The sequence below is a fragment of the Nesterenkonia xinjiangensis genome (assembly GCF_013410745.1).
Taxonomy (GTDB): Bacteria; Actinomycetota; Actinomycetes; order Actinomycetales; family Micrococcaceae; genus Nesterenkonia; species Nesterenkonia xinjiangensis.
The window spans coordinates 570,220-587,300 of the sequence record NZ_JACCFY010000001.1 but is presented as its reverse complement, the minus strand read 5'-3'; the positions used below and the strand labels follow the sequence as shown (position 1 = coordinate 587,300).

Here is a 17,081-nt window from a genome sequence, read left to right as displayed (position 1 = left end):
GTTCCCTGCACCGTCGATCCGAGAGGACGCCCCATGAGCGCTGAGCAGACCCCTGCCGAGAAGAACTCCTTCGACCCCCAGGCCTTCGACGTCGTCGACCTGATCCGTACCAAGCGCGACGGCGGCCGGCTCTCCCAGTCGGAGATCGACTGGGTGATCGCCGCCTACACCGCGGGACGGGTGGCCGACGAGCAGATGTCCGCCATGGCCATGGCGATCCTGCTGCGCGGGATGCGGCGTGACGAGATCTCCCACTGGACTCGGGCGATGATCGCGTCCGGGGAACGCATGGACTTCTCTTCGCTGAAGACCGCCGAGGGTGCGTGGCGCCGCACGGCGGACAAGCACTCCACCGGCGGGGTCGGGGACAAGATCACCCTGCCGCTGGCTCCCCTGGTGGCCTGCTTCGGGGTGCCGGTCCCGCAGCTCTCCGGGCGCGGGCTGGGCCACACCGGCGGCACCCTGGACAAGCTCGAGTCCATCCCCGGCTGGCGGGCCGCGCTGAGCAATGAGGAGATGCTGACCCAGCTCGATGAGGTGGGCGCGGTGATCTGCGCCGCCGGTGCGGGCCTGGCCCCGGCGGACAAGAAGCTCTACGCGCTGCGCGACGTCACCGGCACCGTGGAGGCGATCCCGCTGATCGCCAGTTCGATCATGTCCAAGAAGATCGCAGAGGGCACCGACGCGCTCGTGCTGGACGTGAAGGTGGGCTCCGGGGCGTTCATGAAGTCCCGGGACGACGCCGAGGAGCTGGCCCGCACGATGGTCGCCCTGGGCACGGACGCCGGAGTGGCCACGACAGCGCTGATCACGGCCATGGAGGCGCCGCTGGGACTGACCGCCGGCAACGCGATCGAGGTCCAGGAGTCGGTGGAGGTGCTCGCCGGAGGCGGGCCGGCCGACGTCGTCGAGCTGACCGTGGCGCTGGCCCAGGAGATGCTGACCGCGGCCGGGATGCCCGACGCCGATCCGGCGCAGGCCCTGCAGGACGGCCGGGCCATGGACACCTGGCGGCGGATGATCGCCGCCCAGGGCGGAGACCCGGAGGCCACACTGCCGACGGCGGCGCACCAGCACACGGTCACCGCGGGGGTCTCCGGGACGGTGACCCGCCTGGACGCCATGGCGGTCGGGATCGCTGCCTGGCGCCTGGGCGCGGGCCGAGCGCGCAAGGAGGACGCGGTCCAGGCCGGCGCCGGCGTGCGGATGCACGTCAAGCCGGGAGACGACGTCACGGCGGGGCAGCCTCTGTTCACCCTGCTCACCGATGAGGAGTCCCGGATGGCCCGCGCCGAGGAGGCTCTGGACGGTGCCGTCGACGTCGATGCCGACGGCGGCCCGGTGGAGGTCGGGGACCTGGTGCTGGACCGTATCAGCGCCGAGGACCTGTAAGCAGCACGCGGCCGCGGCACAGCTGAGAGGGACGTCGATGACGCGTTTCCAGGAGTGGAGCGAGTTCTTCAATGCGCTGGTCATCGAGGTGGCCTCAGGCTGGTGGACCCTCATCGGTCTGGCCGGCTTCGTCTTCGTCAACGGCGTGTTCCCACCGCTGCCCTCGGACTCGCTGATCATCACCCTGGGCTCGGTCCAGGACCAGCCGGGGACGCCCTGGTGGCTGTGGGTGATCCTGGTGGCGGCAGGGGCTGCGCTGCTGGGTGATTTCGCGGCCTACAACCTGGGTCGGGTGATCGGCACCGACAGGTTCCGTCTGCTGCGCCGCCCGGCCATGCAACGGACCTTGACCTGGTCCCGCCACGAGCTGGACAAGCGTGGGGTCCTGCTGATCTTCGTGGGCCGGTTCATCCCCGGGGCGAGGGTGGCGATCAACTTCGTGGCCGGATCAACCCGGTATTCGCTCCGGCGGTTCCTGCTCATCGATGCGGCCGCCTCGCTGATGTGGGCGGCCTGGCTGATCCTGCTGGGAGCGGTGGGCACCGAGCTGCTGGGCAACCAGCTGCTGGCCATGCTGGTGGGCATCGGCGCCGCGGTGCTGCTGGGGCTGCTCTGCGACAGACTCTTCCGGCTGCTCTCCGTCTGGCTGGACCGCAAGGGCGTGCACATCGACCCCGAGGGCTACCAGGACACCGGGGTGATCGAGGTGGAGGCGCCGATCAGGCTGCGTCGGCACCATCGTCATGCAGAGGAGGAGGACGTCGGCGAGACGTGACCGGTGCTCCGACACCCACCCTGCGGCCGATAGGCTGGTGCCATGACTGCGACTTCCTCGCCCGAGACCACCGGTCCCTCCGAAGCCCTCATCGAGCAGCTCCGCTCGCTGCCGAAGGTCAGCCTCCACGACCACCTCGACGGCGGCCTGCGTCCCGCCACGCTGATCGAGCTCGCCGGCCCGGCCGGCGTCGAGCTCCCCACCCAGGATGCCGAGGTGTTGGCCCGTCGGTTCCGGGAGAACGCCGACTCCGGCTCCCTGGAGCGCTACCTGGAGGCCTTCATCATGACCACAGGGGTGATGCAGACCGCCGAGAACCTGCGCCGGGTGGCCCGCGAGTACGTCGAGGACCTGGCGGAGGACGGCGTGGTCTACGGCGAGGTCCGCTGGGCCCCCGAGCAGCACCAGCGGCAGGGCCTCAGCCTGGACGAGGCCGTCGAGGCGGTCCAAGCCGGCCTGGACGAAGGCATGGCCGCCCTGGAGGACCGGGACGAATTCGTGGTCGTCGGGCAGATCATCTCCGCGATGCGCCAGTCCGATCGTGCGAAGGAGGCCGTGGAGCTCACCGTGCGTCACCGCGACCGTGGCGTGGTCGGCTTCGACATCGCTGGTCCGGAGCACGGCTTCCCTCCCTCTCGCTTCGCCGCCGCCTTCACCACCCTGGCCGAGGAGATGATCCCCGCGACCGTGCATGCCGGGGAGGCCGACGGCGTCGAGTCCGTCCGCGACGCGCTGGTGTCCGGACGTGCCCGGCGGCTGGGCCACGGGGTGCGGGTGGCCCAGGACATCACGATCTCAGAGGAGCCGGTGACCTCCGACGAGGCCGGCGAGGCCTACGAGGTCGCGCTCGGCGAGGTGGCCCGCTGGGTGCGTGACCGTCAGGTGCACCTCGAGGTCTGCCCGACCTCGAACCTGCAGACCGGTGCCATCGCCCCCTTCGGCCCGGACGATGCTCCGGCGGCCATCACTGACCACCCCTTCGACATGCTCTACCAGCTGGGCTTCAACGTCGGTGTCAACACGGACAACCGGCTGGTCTCCGGGGTCACCCTCTCCGGGGAGCTCGCCCTGTTGGCGGAGGCCTTCGACTACGATCTGGCCGAACTCGCGGACTTCCAGATCAACGCCCTGGAGTCCGCCTTCCTCGGGCACGAGGAGCGTGAGGCGCTCTCCGCGCTGATCCTCGAGGCCTGGCAGTGACCCAGACCCACCAGCCGCCCCTGAGGTCGCCGGCGGATCCTCTGCGGCGGCTTCAGTGGGTGGTAGCCCAGCTGCGCGTCCACTGCCCGTGGACCCAGCGGTTGACCCACGACTCCCTCGTCGAGTATCTCGTCGAGGAGGCGTATGAGACCGTCGAGGAGATTGAGTCCTCACGGCTCGGGGAGACTCTGCGCAAGGAGCTGGGGGATCTGTTCTTCCAGATCGTGCTGCATGCGCAGCTGGCCTCCGAACGGGCTTCCTTCGACCTCGACGGCGTGGCTGAGGCGATCACTGCCAAGCTGGTGCGCCGCAGCCCGCACGTGTTCGACGACGCCGGGGAGCTCGACGTCGACGCGGAGGCCTCCCTGGAGGAGATCGAGCGTGCCTGGACGCGGATCAAGGCCACGGAGAAGGCTGCCGAGACAGTGGCTGAGGATGCCGCGGACAGAGTGGGCGAGACCGCCGGGGACGCGAACGGAACCTCCCCGCCCAGAGGCGAGGGGGAGGCCGAGCTCTCCGCCGTCGTCGGCTCCCTGCCCGCCCACCTGCCGGCCCTGGCGCGCGCGGCCAAGCTCATCGACCGACTGGACCGCACCCTGCCCCCGGGTGCGGGGGGAGAGTCCGACGCCGGTCCGGAGCACGCCTCCACGGGCTACGATCCACTCGTGGCGGCTGACGAGGACGCCCTGGGTGAACTACTCTTCTCGGTGGTGCACAGAGCGCGTTCTCGGGGTCAGGATCCCGAACGAGCGCTGCGCCGCCACCTCAGCACGCTGGCGCAAGGACGCGTCGGCCCCGGAGTGTCCAGATAACCCAAGAAGGAGCCGACAACTCATGTCACTCATCGCCAGTGTGTACGGTCGCGAGATCCTCGACTCGCGCGGCAACCCGACCGTCGAGGTCGACGTCCTGCTCGACGACGGCAGCTTCGGCCAGGCCGCCGTCCCCTCCGGAGCCTCCACCGGCGCCTTCGAGGCCGTCGAGCGCCGCGACGGCGACAAGGATCGCTACCTGGGCAAGGGCGTCACCGCCGCCGTGTCCGCGGTCAATGACGTCATCGCCCCCGCCCTGGAGGGCCAGGACGCCACCGAGCAGCGCCTGATCGACCAGATCCTTCTGGACCTCGACGGCACGGACAACAAGAACAGCCTCGGTGCGAACTCCATCCTCGGGGTCTCCCTGGCCGTGGCCAAGGCCGCTGCCGACGCCTCCGACCTGCCCCTGTACAAGTACCTCGGTGGCCCCAACGCTCACCTGCTGCCGGTGCCGATGATGAACATCCTCAACGGCGGCTCCCACGCGGACTCCAACGTGGACATCCAGGAGTTCATGATCGCCCCCATCGGTGCGGCCACCTTCTCTGAGGCGCTGCGCTCCGGCGTCGAGGTCTACCACGCGCTGAAGGCTCTGCTGAAGGAGAAGGGCCTGGCCACCGGCCTGGGCGACGAGGGCGGCTTCGCCCCGGACCTGCCGTCCAACCGTGAAGCGCTGGACCTGATCACCGAGGCCATCAAGCGCGCCGGCTACACCCCTGGCACCGATGTGGCACTGGCTCTCGACGTCGCCGCCACGGAGTTCTACACGGACGGCGCCTACACCTTCGAGGGCGAGCAGAAGTCGCCCGAGCAGATGAGCGCCTACTACTCGGAGCTGGTGGACGCCTACCCGCTGGTCTCCATCGAGGACCCGCTGGACGAGGACGACTGGGCCGGCTGGAAGACCCTCACCGAGCAGATCGGGGACAAGGTCCAGCTGGTCGGTGACGACCTCTTCGTCACCAACCCCGATCGGCTGGCCAAGGGCATCGACGCTGACACTGCCAACTCGCTGTTGGTGAAGGTCAACCAGATCGGCTCGCTGACCGAGACCCTGGACGCCATCTCGCTGGCACAGCGCAGCCGCTACACCACCATGGTCTCCCACCGTTCCGGCGAGACCGAGGACACCACGATCGCCGACATCGCCGTGGCCACCAACGCCGGGCAGATCAAGACCGGCGCCCCGGCCCGCTCCGAGCGCGTGGCGAAGTACAACCAGCTGCTGCGCATCGAGGAGGAGCTGGGCGACGCCGCGGCCTACGCCGGGGCGAGCGCCTTCCCGCGGTTCACCCGCTGACACTCCTGCCCGCCCGCTGAAGGGCTGAGAGAGAGGCCACGTCCGCTGCGTCGACACGCGGCAGGACGTGGCCTCTTTCTGTCATCCCCGGCGCCGCCCAGCGTGTCTGCCGCGGTCGAGCCCCAGGCCGCGACTACCCTTGAACTCCGACGGCGCGAGTGGCGTCGCCGCAGGTGAGACGCCGGTGGCAGAGGGAAGGCGGTGACCATGGGCAGGCACGCCAAGTATCCCCGCGAGAGACCTTCAGAGACAGAAAAACCCAGGTCAGAGCGCCGTCGTCCAACCGCTGAGGCTCGTCGGCTCGCCGAGCGCGAGCAGATCTCCGGGGAGATCCGCATGCCGGTCGACATCACCGCCCGCCGGGCTCGCCGCGCAGCCCCGCAGAAGGACCTCGACCGGGACTCCACCGGGAGGCCAGCAGGGAAGACGACCGCCAGCGCCCGCACCATGGTCCCGGAGCGCACGCTCTCCGGCCGGCTGATCGTGATGACTCTGGTGGCGCTGGTCGTGGTGTCCTTCCTGGTCCCCACGGTGCGCACCTACATCCAACAGCGCGGCGAGATCGCCGAGCTGGAGGCCGGCATCGCCGAGCAGCAGGAACGCCAGGACGAGCTCGAGTCCGAGGTCACCCGCTGGGACGATCCCGAGTATGTCCGCCAGCAGGCACGGGAGCGCGTCAACCTGGTGATGCCGGGGGAGCGGCAGTATCACGTCATCGGTGACCTCGGTGGGGACGACGACGCCCCGGAGAACCAGGAGGACAGCGAGGTCCGCACCGACCTTCCGTGGGCCGACGCCCTCTGGGATTCCCTGGTCCGGTCTGCCGTAGATTAGTCTCGACTGTGGAGGTCCATCGCGGAGGTGGGCCCGCCCACCACCTTCAGGAGACCCCGCAAGACGATGAGTCAGCCCAGCCCGTCCCTGCCGACCCAGGAAGATCTAGACACCCTCAGCCTGCAGCTGGGGAGGCCGGTGCGCGACGTCGTCGAGATCCCCGCCCGCTGCCGCTGCGGCAGCCCGCTGGTGGCGGCCACGGCGCCGCGGCTCTCGAACGGGATCCCCTTCCCGACCACCTTCTATCTCACCCACCCGACGCTGACCCAGGCGGTCTCGCGGCTGGAGGCCGCCGGAGTGATGGCGGAGATGACCGAGCGGCTCGGTCAGGACGAGGAGCTGGCCGCCCAGCACCGCGCCGCGCATCAGGACTACCTCGCCGAGCGTGAGCGCATCCGGCTCGCCTCCGGGCTGGAGCCGGTGTGGGAGATCGAAGGCATCTCGGCCGGCGGCATGCCGGACCGGGTCAAGTGCCTCCATGTGCTCCTGGGGCACACACTGGCCGTGGGCCGGGGGATCAGCCCGCTCGGCGACGAGACCCTGGACCGCATCTCCGATGACTGGACGCCTGCGGTGTGTACCTGCGCCGAGGCGTGGGACCACGCCGCAGAGATCCCGACCAAAGACCTCAGCCGACATGTGCGGCGACTGAAGGAGGAGCAGCAATGAGAGTGGCCGCCATCGACTGCGGGACCAATTCGATCCGCCTGCTGATCGCCGACGTGGAGGGCGCGGGCGACTCCGTCCCCGACGAGGCGGAACAGCCGGTCGGCACCGACACCGGGGAACGTTCCGCGGTCGCTCAGATGCATCGCTCTCGGCTCACCGACGTCGTCCGGCAGATGACCGTCGTCCGCCTCGGTGAGGGCGTGGACGAGACCGGGGAGTTCTCCGCGGGGGCGTTGGAGCGCACCTTCGCGGCCGTGGACAGCTACGCGGCGCTGATCCGGCGCCACAAGGTCGAGGCCGTGCGCTTCGTGGCCACCTCCGCCACCCGCGACGTGAAGAACCGAGCGGCGTTCGTCGAGGGCGTCAGGGATCGCCTGGGAGTGGAGCCGGAGGTCATCCGTGGCAGCGAGGAGGCCGGTCTGTCCTTCGTGGGGGCCTCCTCCCTGCTGGACTGGGATCCGGACCGCACGGTGCTCGTGGTGGACCTCGGCGGCGGCTCCACGGAGTTCGTGCTGGGCACCTCCCGAGGCATGGAGCACGCCATCTCCACGGACATGGGCTGCGTGCGCTTCACCGAGCGGCACATGCGCACCGACCCGCCGCAGGAGACCGAGACCTCCATGGCGAGCTTCGAGACGCTCTCCTTCCTGGAGGACGTCGGGCAGGTGATGCCGCTGGATGAGACCGACGTCATCATCGGCGTGGCCGGCACCGTGACCACGGTGACGGCCCACGCGCTGAACCTTGAGGACTACGATCCCGACCTCATCCACGGTGCCGAGGTGGGCCTGGACCGGATCCACCAGTCGGTGGACCAGCTGGTGCACTCCACCCGCGACCAGCGTGCCCAGATGCCGTTCATGCACCCGGGGCGGGTGGACGTCATCGGCGCCGGCGCGCTGATCTGGGGCACGATCCTGGACTATGTCAACAAGGTCACCAAGGGGCGGGTGACTACCACCCTCACCTCGGAGCATGACATTCTGGACGGCATCGCGCTGTCGATCGCCACCGGTGCGGCGCGGGAGACGGCCCACCAGGACTGAGCCGGACGACGACGTCGGCTCAGCCGACGGGCCGGCTGTCGGCTGCGAGGACCAGGCGAGACGATCGACGAGGACCCCGACGGGGTGCGGAACCGAGGGACACATCATGACTGAGGTTGGGCCGGAGACGAGACATGCAGCCCGGCGGGGTGCGGCACGCGGCGGAGCCCTTGCCGCCGCCGCCCTGCTCCTGGCGCCGGTGCTGGCTGCGCCGAGCCTGGTCGCCGCACCCTCCGCCCACGCCGATGCCTGGCGGGACGCCCAGTTCTGGCTCGAGGACTACGGCGTCACGGAGGCCTGGGAGACTGCGCGGGGCGACGGGGTCACCATCGCGATCCTGGACACCGGTGTCGACGGCGACCACCCGACCCTGGAGGGGGCCGTCGTCGAAGGCACCGACGTCTCCGGTGGCGGTGACGGCTCCGGTGGTCCGGTGGACCAGTTCTCCACCGAGCACGGGACCATGGTGGCCTCGCTGGCCGCTGGTCGCGGGCAGGAGGCCACCGAGGACGATCTCGAGGAGCTTCCCGAGCCTGAGGACTACGAAGACTTCTCCGACGAGGACTGGGAGGAGTTCTGGGACGACCTCATCGAAGAGCTCGAAGAGCAGGAGAACATGGGCCTCACCCAGGGCACCGGGGTGCTCAGCCCCGCGCGGCTCACCTCCGGGGAGGGCCGCGAGGCACTGGATCTGACCGCCTCCGCCGTCCTGCCGGCGTCGAACTCCGATGATGATGACGACGACGATGACGAGGACGACGAGGACGACGAGGAGGAGTCCGCGGGCGTGATCGGAGTGGCCCCGGAAGCTGACGTCCTCAGCGCCTCCATGGCTCTGGAGATCCCCAACGCCTACGGCCCCGACCTGGAGGATCAGGTCGTTGAAGCCGTGGACTGGGCGGTGGCCAACGGAGCCGACATCATCAACATGTCCTTCGGGCTGCCCAACCAGCAGGAATGGCCCGAGTCCTGGGACGAGGCCTTCCTCAACGCCGCCGAGAACGACGTGCTCATCGTCGCCGCCGCGGGCAACCGCGTCTCGGGCAGCTGGAGCGTGGGCGCGCCGGCCACCATCCCTGGGGTGCTCACCGTCGCCGGGGTCAACGAGGAGCGGGAGATCAGCGAGGACGCCTCTGCCCAGGGCATCGCCGTGGACATCGCGGCGCCCTCCGAACCGCTCGTCGGTGCCGTGCCTGACGGCCACAACACGCAGTGGATGGGCACCTCCGGCGCAGCACCGATCGTCGCCGGAGCGGCCGCGCTGGTCTGGTCCGCACACCCGGAGCTCTCCGCGGCGGAGGTCAAGCATCGCCTGCTGAGCACCGCCGACGGAGTCGGCGACGGGGAGGGCATCGACCCGGAGTTCGGGCAGGGCATGCTCAACGTGGCGGAGGCCGTGGGCAGCGATGACGTCCCTGAGTTCGACTCGGCCGCGTACGAGACCCTGGAGGAATGGATCCGCGTCCACCGACGGGGAGAGTCGCAGGAGTCCGAGCACACCGACATCCCCTCTGACTCCGGCGTCTCGCCAGGGCCGGAGGGTGACCCGCGCGATCAGCCTCAGGCCTCCGAGGCGCGGGTCGTGCAGAACTGGGCAGGCCCTGTGGTGGTCGGCGTCGCCGCCCTGCTCGTGATCTCCGTGATCAGCGTGGCCGCGGTGCACCTGACCTCGCGCCGGAGGTCCTGACGTCTCCTGCCGCCTCCTCGGCGGGTGGGTTCCGCGTCACACCTGCGCTGGACACCGCGCCTGGCAGTAGAATGAGCCGCAGAAGGACACGCAGCGTGGCGGTGGGCCGTGCCGAGCACTCGGCGTCGGCCCACCGCCTCTGCTGTGTGCAGTTCACGTTCCCCTCGGCACCAGCGCTAGGATGGCATCCATGGCAATCTCGCAGAAGCTCTCAGAGAAACCGCGCATTCTGATCGTCGGCGGTGGCTATGTCGGCCTCACCGTCGCCCAGAAGCTCCAGAAGAAGGTCAAGGCCGAGGGTGGTGTGGTGACCCTGGTCGACCCGCTTCCCTACATGACCTACCAGCCGTTCCTCCCGGAGGTCGTGGGGGGTCACATCGAGGCCCGCCACGCGGTCATCTCCCACCGCAAGCACCTGCGGGACACTGAGGTCATCACCGGCAAGGTCACCGACGTCGACCACTCCGCACGCACCGCGAGCGTCGAGCTGGAGGACGGTGAGAGCATCGAGATCCCCTATCAGGACGTCATCCTGGCCGCCGGCGCGACGACGCGCACCTTCCCGATCGAAGGCCTCGCGGAGCAGGGCATCGGCCTGAAGACCATCGAGGAGGCGCTGACCCTGCGCAACCAGATCCTCGACCGGATCGAGGCGGCCTCCACCATGACCGACGAGAAGGCCAAGGCCCGAGCCCTGGCCTTCACCGTGGTCGGCGGCGGCTTCGCCGGCATCGAGTGCATCGCGGAGATGGAGGACATCATCCGCGCCGCCGTGGCCGCCAACCCCCGGCTGAGCCAGTCCGACGTGCGCATCGTGCTCGTCGAGGCCATGGGCCGCATCATGCCCGAGGTCTCCGAGGACCAGGCGGTCGGCGTCGTCGAGCACCTGCGCGGCCGCGGCATCGAGGTGCTGCTGAACACCTCCCTGGGTTCCGCGGTGGACGGTGAGCTCCAGCTCATCAACATGGCCGACAAGTCCGAGGCCGACCGCTTCGAGTCCGACACCCTCGTCTGGACCGCCGGTGTGGCCGCCAACGCGGTGGCCCGCCGTTCCAGCTTCCCCATCGACGAGCGCGGCCGCATCACGGCCTCCGCCACCCTGCAGATCGTCGACGAGGAGGGCCGCTCGATCGAGGGCGCCTGGACCGCCGGCGACGTCGCCGCCGTGCCGGATCTGACCGGTGCCGGCCCCGGCGGCTTCTGCGTCCCGAACGCCCAGCACGCCCTGCGCCAGTCCAAGCAGCTGGTGAAGAACCTGCTGGCCGCTCGCTTCGGCGAGGGGAAGATCAGCGAGTACAAGCACGACTCCCTGGGTGCGGTCGCCGGTCTGGGCCTCTTCAAGGGCGTCGGCAACCCGATGGGCGTCAAGCTCAAGGGCGTGCCGGCCTGGATGGCCCACCGTGGCTACCACGGCATGGCGATCCCCACTGTGGAGCGCAAGGTGCGGGTGGCCAGCAACTGGATCAACGAGTTCATCTTCGGCCGCGACATCACCCCGCTGCGCGACCTGGAGACCCCGCGTCGCCAGTTCGAGGAGGCGGCGACTCCGGCGAAGAAGAAGGCTGACGCCTGATCACCGGGGGAGAGCCGAGGACTGATCTGGTCTGACGCGAAGAGTTCCACAGACGACGACGGCGAGCCGTCGCCTGGACCTAAGATGGTCCTGGCGGCCGCTCGCCGTCGTCATGTGTGCGCCCCCATAGCCCAATCGGCAGAGGCAGCTGACTTAAAATCAGCACAGTCTGGGTTCGAGTCCCAGTGGGGGCACCGCCCTTGACTCATCGAATCGTCGATCTGATCGCTTGCGAGGCCGAGATCGAGGGCCTGCGGCATTCATATCGACCCCTCGATGACACCGGGAGGGGCCGCGGGTCGTGATGGCGGGTCAGCGCTGCGGCGCCGGTCCGGTGGACTCGCGCAGCACCACGCGGTTCGGCTCCGGTGCGCTGCTCGGCGGCTCCTCGCCGCGGACGAGGGCGATGAGCCGACGCATCGCCCCGCGGCCCCGCCCCGCCCGGTCCACCGTCACCGTGGACAGTGAGGGGGTCGCGTACCGGCCCACGTCGATGTCGTCCCAGCCGGTCACGCTCATATCTCGAGGCATCTGCCAGCCGCGTTCGTGAGCGGCGCGGATCGCTCCCATGGCCACGAAGTCGTTGGCCGCGATCACCGCCGTCACGCCGGAGGAGTCCTCGAGCGCGCGGATGGACTCATATCCGATGGCGGCCGACCAGCCTCCTCCCACCACGCCGTGGGACTCGAGTCCTCGCTCGGCGATGGTCTGCTCGTAGACCTCACGGCGGGCCCGAGCCGAGGTCCATTCCTCGGGGCCCTGGATGTGCAGGAAGCGGCGGTGTCCCCAGTCGGCCAGGGTGCGGACGATCTCGCGCAGCGCTCCGGCGTCTGCCAGTCCGCCCAGTCCGCGCAGGTCATCATCGAACTGCTCGATGATCGTCAGTGCCCCTGAGGTGGCGGTCTTCGGCTGGTCGTCCATGTCCGGCAGGCCGGCCAGGGAGAGCACCCCTTCCACACGCCCGGAGCCCATGAGCTCCCGGGCGCGGCGGCTGCGGGCCTCCGCGGGGCCCTCCACGACGGCGATCTCCATGAAGTAGCCCGCGGCATGGGCGGCCTCGGCCGCCGCGGCGAGCATCGGGGTCGGCATCTGGGTCACGGGGGAGGGGAGCAGGGCGGTGAGCACCCCGGTCTGCCGGGTGCGCATGGATCGGGCGATCATGTTGGGCCGGTAGTCGAGCTCCTTGATCGCAGCCTCCACGCGGGTCACCGTGTCCGGGCGGAACGGACCCAGCCCGCGCAGAAATCGCGAGACGGTCTGATGAGACACCCCGGCGCGCCGGGCGACCTCGTGGATCGTCGCCGCGCGTGCCGGCCGCGCCTCGGATGTGGGATGGGACGCCACGTGGTCACCTCTGGTCGGGTCGGGTGGAGCTGATCTCCTCCAGTCTGTCAGCGCCCGCCGTTCCGGGCGACAGGGCGCCCAGGACGACGGGAAGAGGTGATCTGAGCAACATCAGGGTGTTGACAGCATATCCATCGGCTCCTTAGGCTCGTGTCCGACGCCGAATAGTGATCGATCACATTGACGCGCAGATCGCCCCTCGACTTCCAGGAGCCCTTCCATGACAGCCTCTTCCGCCCGCATCCGTGCCGCCGTCGTCGGCGCCGGAGGGATCGCCAGCGGGGCGCACCTGCCGACGCTGAAGGCCCACGAGGACCGCGTGGAGGTGGTCGCCATCGCCGATGTCGACGCCGACCGGGTGGCCGCCGTCGCCGACGAGTGGGGGATCCCAGGCCGCCACACCGACGTGGACTCCATGCTCGCGGTCGAGGAGCCCGACCTGCTGATCTTGTGCACCCCTCCGGTGGCCCATAAGGAAGGACTCATCAAAGGGCTCAAGGCCGGCGCCTGGGTATGGTGCGAGAAGCCTCCGGTGCTCACGCTCGCCGAGTACGACGAGGTCGCCGCCCATGAGGGCGCGCAGGGGCCCTTCGCCTCGTACGTCTTCCAGCACCGCTTCGGATCCGGAGCCCAGCAGCTCAAGCAGCAGGTCCGGGACAACACCCTCGGGCGCCCCCTCGTGGCGGTCTGCCACACGCTCTGGTACCGCACCCACGGCTACTACGAGGTGCCGTGGCGCGGGAAATGGGCCACCGAGGGCGGAGGGCCGGCGATGGGCCACGGGATCCACCAGATGGACCTGCTCTTCGAGATCCTCGGCGACTGGACTGAGGTCACCGCCGTCGCCGACGCGCTGGACCGCGACGTCGAGACTGAGGACGTCTCCATGGCCACGGTGCGCTTCGCCAACGGCGCGATGGCCTCCATCGTCAACAGCGTCCTCTCCCCACGCGAGGTCTCCTACCTGCGCTTCGACTTCCAGGACGCCACGGTGGAGGTCGAGCACCTCTACGGCTATGACAACAGCTCCTGGACCTGGACCCCGGCCCCGCACCGTGCCGGGGACGAGGCGGCCACCGGCTGGGTGCCGCAGGAGAACATCCCCTCATCGCACAAGCAGCAGCTCGCCGAGCTGCTCGACGCCATGGCGGCGGGGGTCCGACCACGCGCCTCCGGCGATGACGGCCGTCGGGTGCTGGAGTTCATCGCAGCCCTCTACGAGTCCGCCGAGACAGGCCGGACCGTCGCACGCGACCAGCTCGCCGCGACGGGCACCTACTACACCGGCATGCACGACCCCGCATTCATCTACGGCAGCGCGGAGAACACCGCTGTCAGCAAGGAGACCGTCCAGTGACCACCACGGCAGTCACCACCCGCTTCGACGTCCGCACCGAGCAGGACGCCGTCTCCGTCGACGCCGGCGGCACCGAGATCCTGCGCTATGTGATCCACCCGGACTCACCGCAGGAGGAGGCCCCGAAGCCCTACCTCTACCCGCTGCGCTTCACTGACGGCGGTCCCGCCGCGGTCCGCCGCCCCTGGGATCACCGCTGGCACACCGGCCTGCAGTTCACCTGGTCCCATGTGGCTGACCAGAACTTCTGGGGCGGGCCGACCTTCTCCACCGAATCCGGCTACCAGATGCGGGACAACCTCGGCACGATGAAGCACACCGGATTCGCCTCAGCGCCGCAGGGTGGCGAGGAGGTCGTGTTCGACGAATCCCTGGAGTGGTTCACCTCCCGCGGAGAACACTGGTTCGACGAGCACCGCGTCCAGCGGATCCACTCCCTGGACGCTGACCGCTTCGGCCCCGGGCAGGGCCTCTGGGCCATCGATCTGACCACGGAGCTGACCAACGTCAGCGGGCGCACCCTGCCGATGGGGAGCCCGACCACGGCCGGCCGGCCCAACGCCGGATACACCGGCTGGTTCTGGCGCGGCCCGCGCTCCTGGACCGGATGCGACGTCGTCAACTCCGCAGGTGCCGAGGGTGAGGAGAACACCATGGGTGCGGTGGCGGACTGGGTCGCCTTCTCCTCCGCACATGACGAGATCGACGGCGGTGGGACCGTGATGGCCTTCGCCGGGGCCTCGGAGTCCCAGGACGCTGAGCTGCCTCCGATCAAGTGGTTCACCCGCACCGGGATCTTCACGGTGACCAGCCAGTCCCCGGCTTTTGATCAGGAGATCCACCTGCCCCATGAGGGTCGGCTGCGGCTGGGCCACCGGTTCGTGTTCATCGCCAAGGTCTGTTCCCGTGCGGAGCTGGACGAGCTGGGCAGGGAGTTCGCCTGGTGAGCGCCGCGCATCAGAGCCCTGCGAAGCCTTTGCGCTCTCTCCCGGACTTCCCCGGCGGGACCTCGGTCAGCGACCTGTGCGTCTATGACTGGGACACCCCGGACGGGTTGCACGGCGGGACGCCGCACCTGCACACGCTCTCCACCGAGGCCTACGTGGTCACGGCCGGGCGCGGTGAGGTCCACACGCTCAGCTCCGCTGGTGCCGCCCGGGACGACCTGGAGAAGGGCTCGCTGCTGTGGTTCACCCCCGGCACGGTGCACCGTCTGGTCAACCATGCGGGCCTGGAGCTCTCCGTGATCATGCAGAACGCCGGGCTCCCGGAGGCCGGTGATGCCGTGATGACCTTCCCGGACGAGATCCTCGCCGACCCCGAGCGGTACCGCCGGGCCGTCGCGCTGCCGTCCGAGGGTGACGAGCAGGCCCGGGCCGAGGCGGCGCGCACGCGCAGAGATCTGGCGATCGAGGGCTACCGAACGCTGCTGGCCGACGTCGAGCGTGAGGGACCTGCTGCGCTGCAGCGGCTTCATGCCCGCGCCGTCGAGCTGGTCCGGCCGCGCCTCGACGAGTGGCGGAGGATCTGGGCCGCCACGGTGGAGGCCGAGACCGAGCGCACGCGGGCCCAGATGGACGCGCTGGCGGCAGGCGACGGTGCCCATCTCAGCGAAGCCTCCGTGATCCGTGGGGCACCCAGACCCGAGCCGCGGCTGTTCGGCATGTGCGGGCGGCTCCAGGTCTGGAGCGCTCCCGAGACCCTATTGGACCGGCAGAGCCCCCGATGATGAGGAGCACCCCATGAGCAGCACACTGACAACTCCGAGGCACGTGCCCCCGAGCGCTCGCCGGAGACGATGGATGAAGGCAGGTGCGGGCCTGGCGATCGTCGGTCTGGCCGCCACCGCCTGCGGGAACGGGGGCGACGACGAGGGCGACGTCACGTTGACCTTCAGCTGGTGGGGCGGGGACGTGCGTCACCAGTACACCCAGGAGATCATCGAGATCTTCGAGGAGGAGCACCCGCACATCACCATCGACCACCGGTACGGTGAATGGGACGGCTACTGGGATCAGCTGGCCACTCAGACCGCGGCCGGTGACACTCCCGACATCATCCAGATGGACCTGGTGTACCTGCGCGAATACATCGAGAGCGGCATCCTGCTGCCGCTTGAGGACATCGACACCAGCGAGTTCACTGATGAGCTGATGGACACCGGCACCCTCGACGGCGAGCTCTACGCGATGCCGGTGGGTCAGACCGCACTGACCTTCGCGGTCAACCCGGAGCTGATCGAGGAGGCGGGGCTGGAGATGCCCGATGACTCCACCTGGACCTGGGACGATCTGAAGGACCTCGCCGTCGGGGTCTCGGAGAACACCGACGCCTACGGACAGTCCGGCTCCTTCGACTCCGCCGGTCTGGAGACCTGGCTGCGGCAGACCCACGGGGTCAGCATGGTGGACGACGAGGGGCAGCTGGCCTGGGAGCCGGAGGACGCTGTCGGCTACTTCGAGATGCTCGGCGAGTTCGACGAGGCCGGGGCCTTCCCCGATGCGGCCGAGATGGCCGAGCAGCGCGGCATCGCCCGCGAACAGACCCTGCTGGCCACCGGGGAGGGAGCGATGTTCCCCGCCTGGGACGCCATGCTCGTGGCGCTCTCCGGCAACGAGGAGATCGACCTCGAGCCGCTGATGATGCCCAGCCTCACCGGGGACGCCTCCGACGCCTACATGTACTACAAGGCCTCGATGTTCTACTCCGTGGCCTCGGGCAGCGACCACCCAGAGGAGGCCCAGCTGTTCGTGGACTTCCTGGTCAACGATGAGCGTGCCGGTGAGCTGCAGCAGATCGAGCGCGGCATCCCCGGCAACGCCTCGATCCGGGATCAGATCCGCGACGACCTCGACGGTGTCGAGTCTCGGATCGTGGAGTTCTCCGAGAGCCTCGAGGACGTCGTCGCGGACTCCCCGCCTCTGGCGCCCGAAGGCTACGGCGCGGTGCAGGACATCGTCATCCGGTACGAGGACGAGTTCTTCTTCGGCCGCGTCACCGCCGAGGAGGCCGCCGAACGGATGCACGGCGAGATCGAGGACGCGATCAGCTGACCACCTCGCAGCGACGGGAGCCCCTCCACCCTGACG

General features: G+C 69.5%; 15 protein-coding genes and 1 tRNA gene. 15 read left to right on the top strand and 1 reads right to left on the bottom strand.

Annotation, left to right across the window (positions count from 1 at the left end):
• Window positions 1-33: 33 nt before the first annotated feature.
• The 11 genes from HNR09_RS02675 (at window position 34) to HNR09_RS02625 (ending at window position 11,485) form a co-directional block, all read left to right on the top strand.
• On the top strand, window positions 34-1,392 hold the full coding sequence (locus HNR09_RS02675) for a thymidine phosphorylase (protein ID WP_179540645.1): 1,359 nt from the start codon (window positions 34-36) through the stop codon (window positions 1,390-1,392).
• A 37-nt stretch (window positions 1,393-1,429) separates the two neighbouring features.
• Window positions 1,430-2,167 carry a DedA family protein gene (locus tag HNR09_RS02670; RefSeq protein WP_179540644.1) on the top strand — a complete coding sequence of 246 codons (738 nt, stop codon included), beginning with the start codon at window positions 1,430-1,432 and terminating at the stop codon, window positions 2,165-2,167.
• Between the two features lie 42 nt (window positions 2,168-2,209).
• Entirely contained in the window at window positions 2,210-3,367 is a 1,158-nt protein-coding gene (locus HNR09_RS02665) for an adenosine deaminase (protein WP_179540643.1), read from the top strand.
• 101 nt (window positions 3,368-3,468) lie between these two features.
• Complete coding sequence (locus HNR09_RS02660) at window positions 3,469-4,179, top strand: MazG nucleotide pyrophosphohydrolase domain-containing protein (protein ID WP_246348694.1); 711 nt, start codon at window positions 3,469-3,471, stop codon at window positions 4,177-4,179.
• Between the two features lie 22 nt (window positions 4,180-4,201).
• A complete protein-coding gene (gene eno / locus HNR09_RS02655; protein ID WP_179540642.1) occupies window positions 4,202-5,482 on the top strand; it encodes a phosphopyruvate hydratase in 1,281 nt (426 codons plus the stop codon).
• A gap of 336 nt (window positions 5,483-5,818) precedes the next feature.
• Window positions 5,819-6,316 carry an FtsB family cell division protein gene (locus tag HNR09_RS02650; RefSeq protein ID WP_179540641.1) on the top strand — a complete coding sequence of 166 codons (498 nt, stop codon included), beginning with the start codon at window positions 5,819-5,821 and terminating at the stop codon, window positions 6,314-6,316.
• Window positions 6,317-6,382: 66 nt separating this feature from the next.
• Window positions 6,383-6,985 (top strand): DUF501 domain-containing protein, encoded by a 603-nt coding sequence (locus tag HNR09_RS02645; RefSeq protein ID WP_179540640.1) that lies wholly within the window; start codon window positions 6,383-6,385, stop codon window positions 6,983-6,985.
• Window positions 6,982-8,031, top strand: a complete 1,050-nt coding sequence (locus tag HNR09_RS02640; RefSeq protein ID WP_179540639.1) for a Ppx/GppA phosphatase family protein — start codon at window positions 6,982-6,984, stop codon at window positions 8,029-8,031. The genes HNR09_RS02645 and HNR09_RS02640 overlap by 4 nt, the downstream gene beginning before the upstream one ends.
• A gap of 106 nt (window positions 8,032-8,137) precedes the next feature.
• Window positions 8,138-9,718, top strand: a complete 1,581-nt coding sequence (locus tag HNR09_RS02635) for a S8 family peptidase (RefSeq protein WP_179540638.1) — start codon at window positions 8,138-8,140, stop codon at window positions 9,716-9,718.
• A gap of 190 nt (window positions 9,719-9,908) precedes the next feature.
• Window positions 9,909-11,291, top strand: coding sequence for an NAD(P)/FAD-dependent oxidoreductase (locus tag HNR09_RS02630; protein WP_179540637.1), 1,383 nt, complete (start codon window positions 9,909-9,911; stop codon window positions 11,289-11,291).
• A gap of 120 nt (window positions 11,292-11,411) precedes the next feature.
• Window positions 11,412-11,485, top strand: a tRNA-Leu gene (locus tag HNR09_RS02625).
• A 118-nt stretch (window positions 11,486-11,603) separates the two neighbouring features.
• Here HNR09_RS02625 and HNR09_RS02620 read toward each other — a convergent pair.
• Window positions 11,604-12,635: a LacI family DNA-binding transcriptional regulator gene (locus HNR09_RS02620; RefSeq protein ID WP_343047425.1), complete on the bottom strand. Its 1,032-nt coding sequence runs from the start codon at window positions 12,633-12,635 to the stop codon at window positions 11,604-11,606.
• A gap of 220 nt (window positions 12,636-12,855) precedes the next feature.
• Between HNR09_RS02620 and HNR09_RS02615 the strand changes: the two genes are divergently transcribed.
• Genes HNR09_RS02615 through HNR09_RS02600 form a run of 4 tightly spaced genes read left to right on the top strand, consistent with a single transcriptional unit; the run spans window position 12,856 to window position 17,045 of the window.
• On the top strand, window positions 12,856-13,992 hold the full coding sequence (locus tag HNR09_RS02615) for a Gfo/Idh/MocA family protein (RefSeq protein ID WP_179540636.1): 1,137 nt from the start codon (window positions 12,856-12,858) through the stop codon (window positions 13,990-13,992).
• Window positions 13,989-14,939 carry a DUF6807 family protein gene (locus tag HNR09_RS02610; RefSeq protein WP_179540635.1) on the top strand — a complete coding sequence of 317 codons (951 nt, stop codon included), beginning with the start codon at window positions 13,989-13,991 and terminating at the stop codon, window positions 14,937-14,939. The genes HNR09_RS02615 and HNR09_RS02610 overlap by 4 nt, the downstream gene beginning before the upstream one ends.
• Window positions 14,936-15,721, top strand: coding sequence for a cupin domain-containing protein (locus HNR09_RS02605; RefSeq protein WP_343047424.1), 786 nt, complete (start codon window positions 14,936-14,938; stop codon window positions 15,719-15,721). Before HNR09_RS02610 ends, HNR09_RS02605 begins: the two co-directional genes overlap by 4 nt.
• Before the next feature lie 13 nt (window positions 15,722-15,734).
• Window positions 15,735-17,045 (top strand): ABC transporter substrate-binding protein, encoded by a 1,311-nt coding sequence (locus HNR09_RS02600; RefSeq protein ID WP_179540634.1) that lies wholly within the window; start codon window positions 15,735-15,737, stop codon window positions 17,043-17,045.
• Window positions 17,046-17,081: the final 36 nt, after the last annotated feature.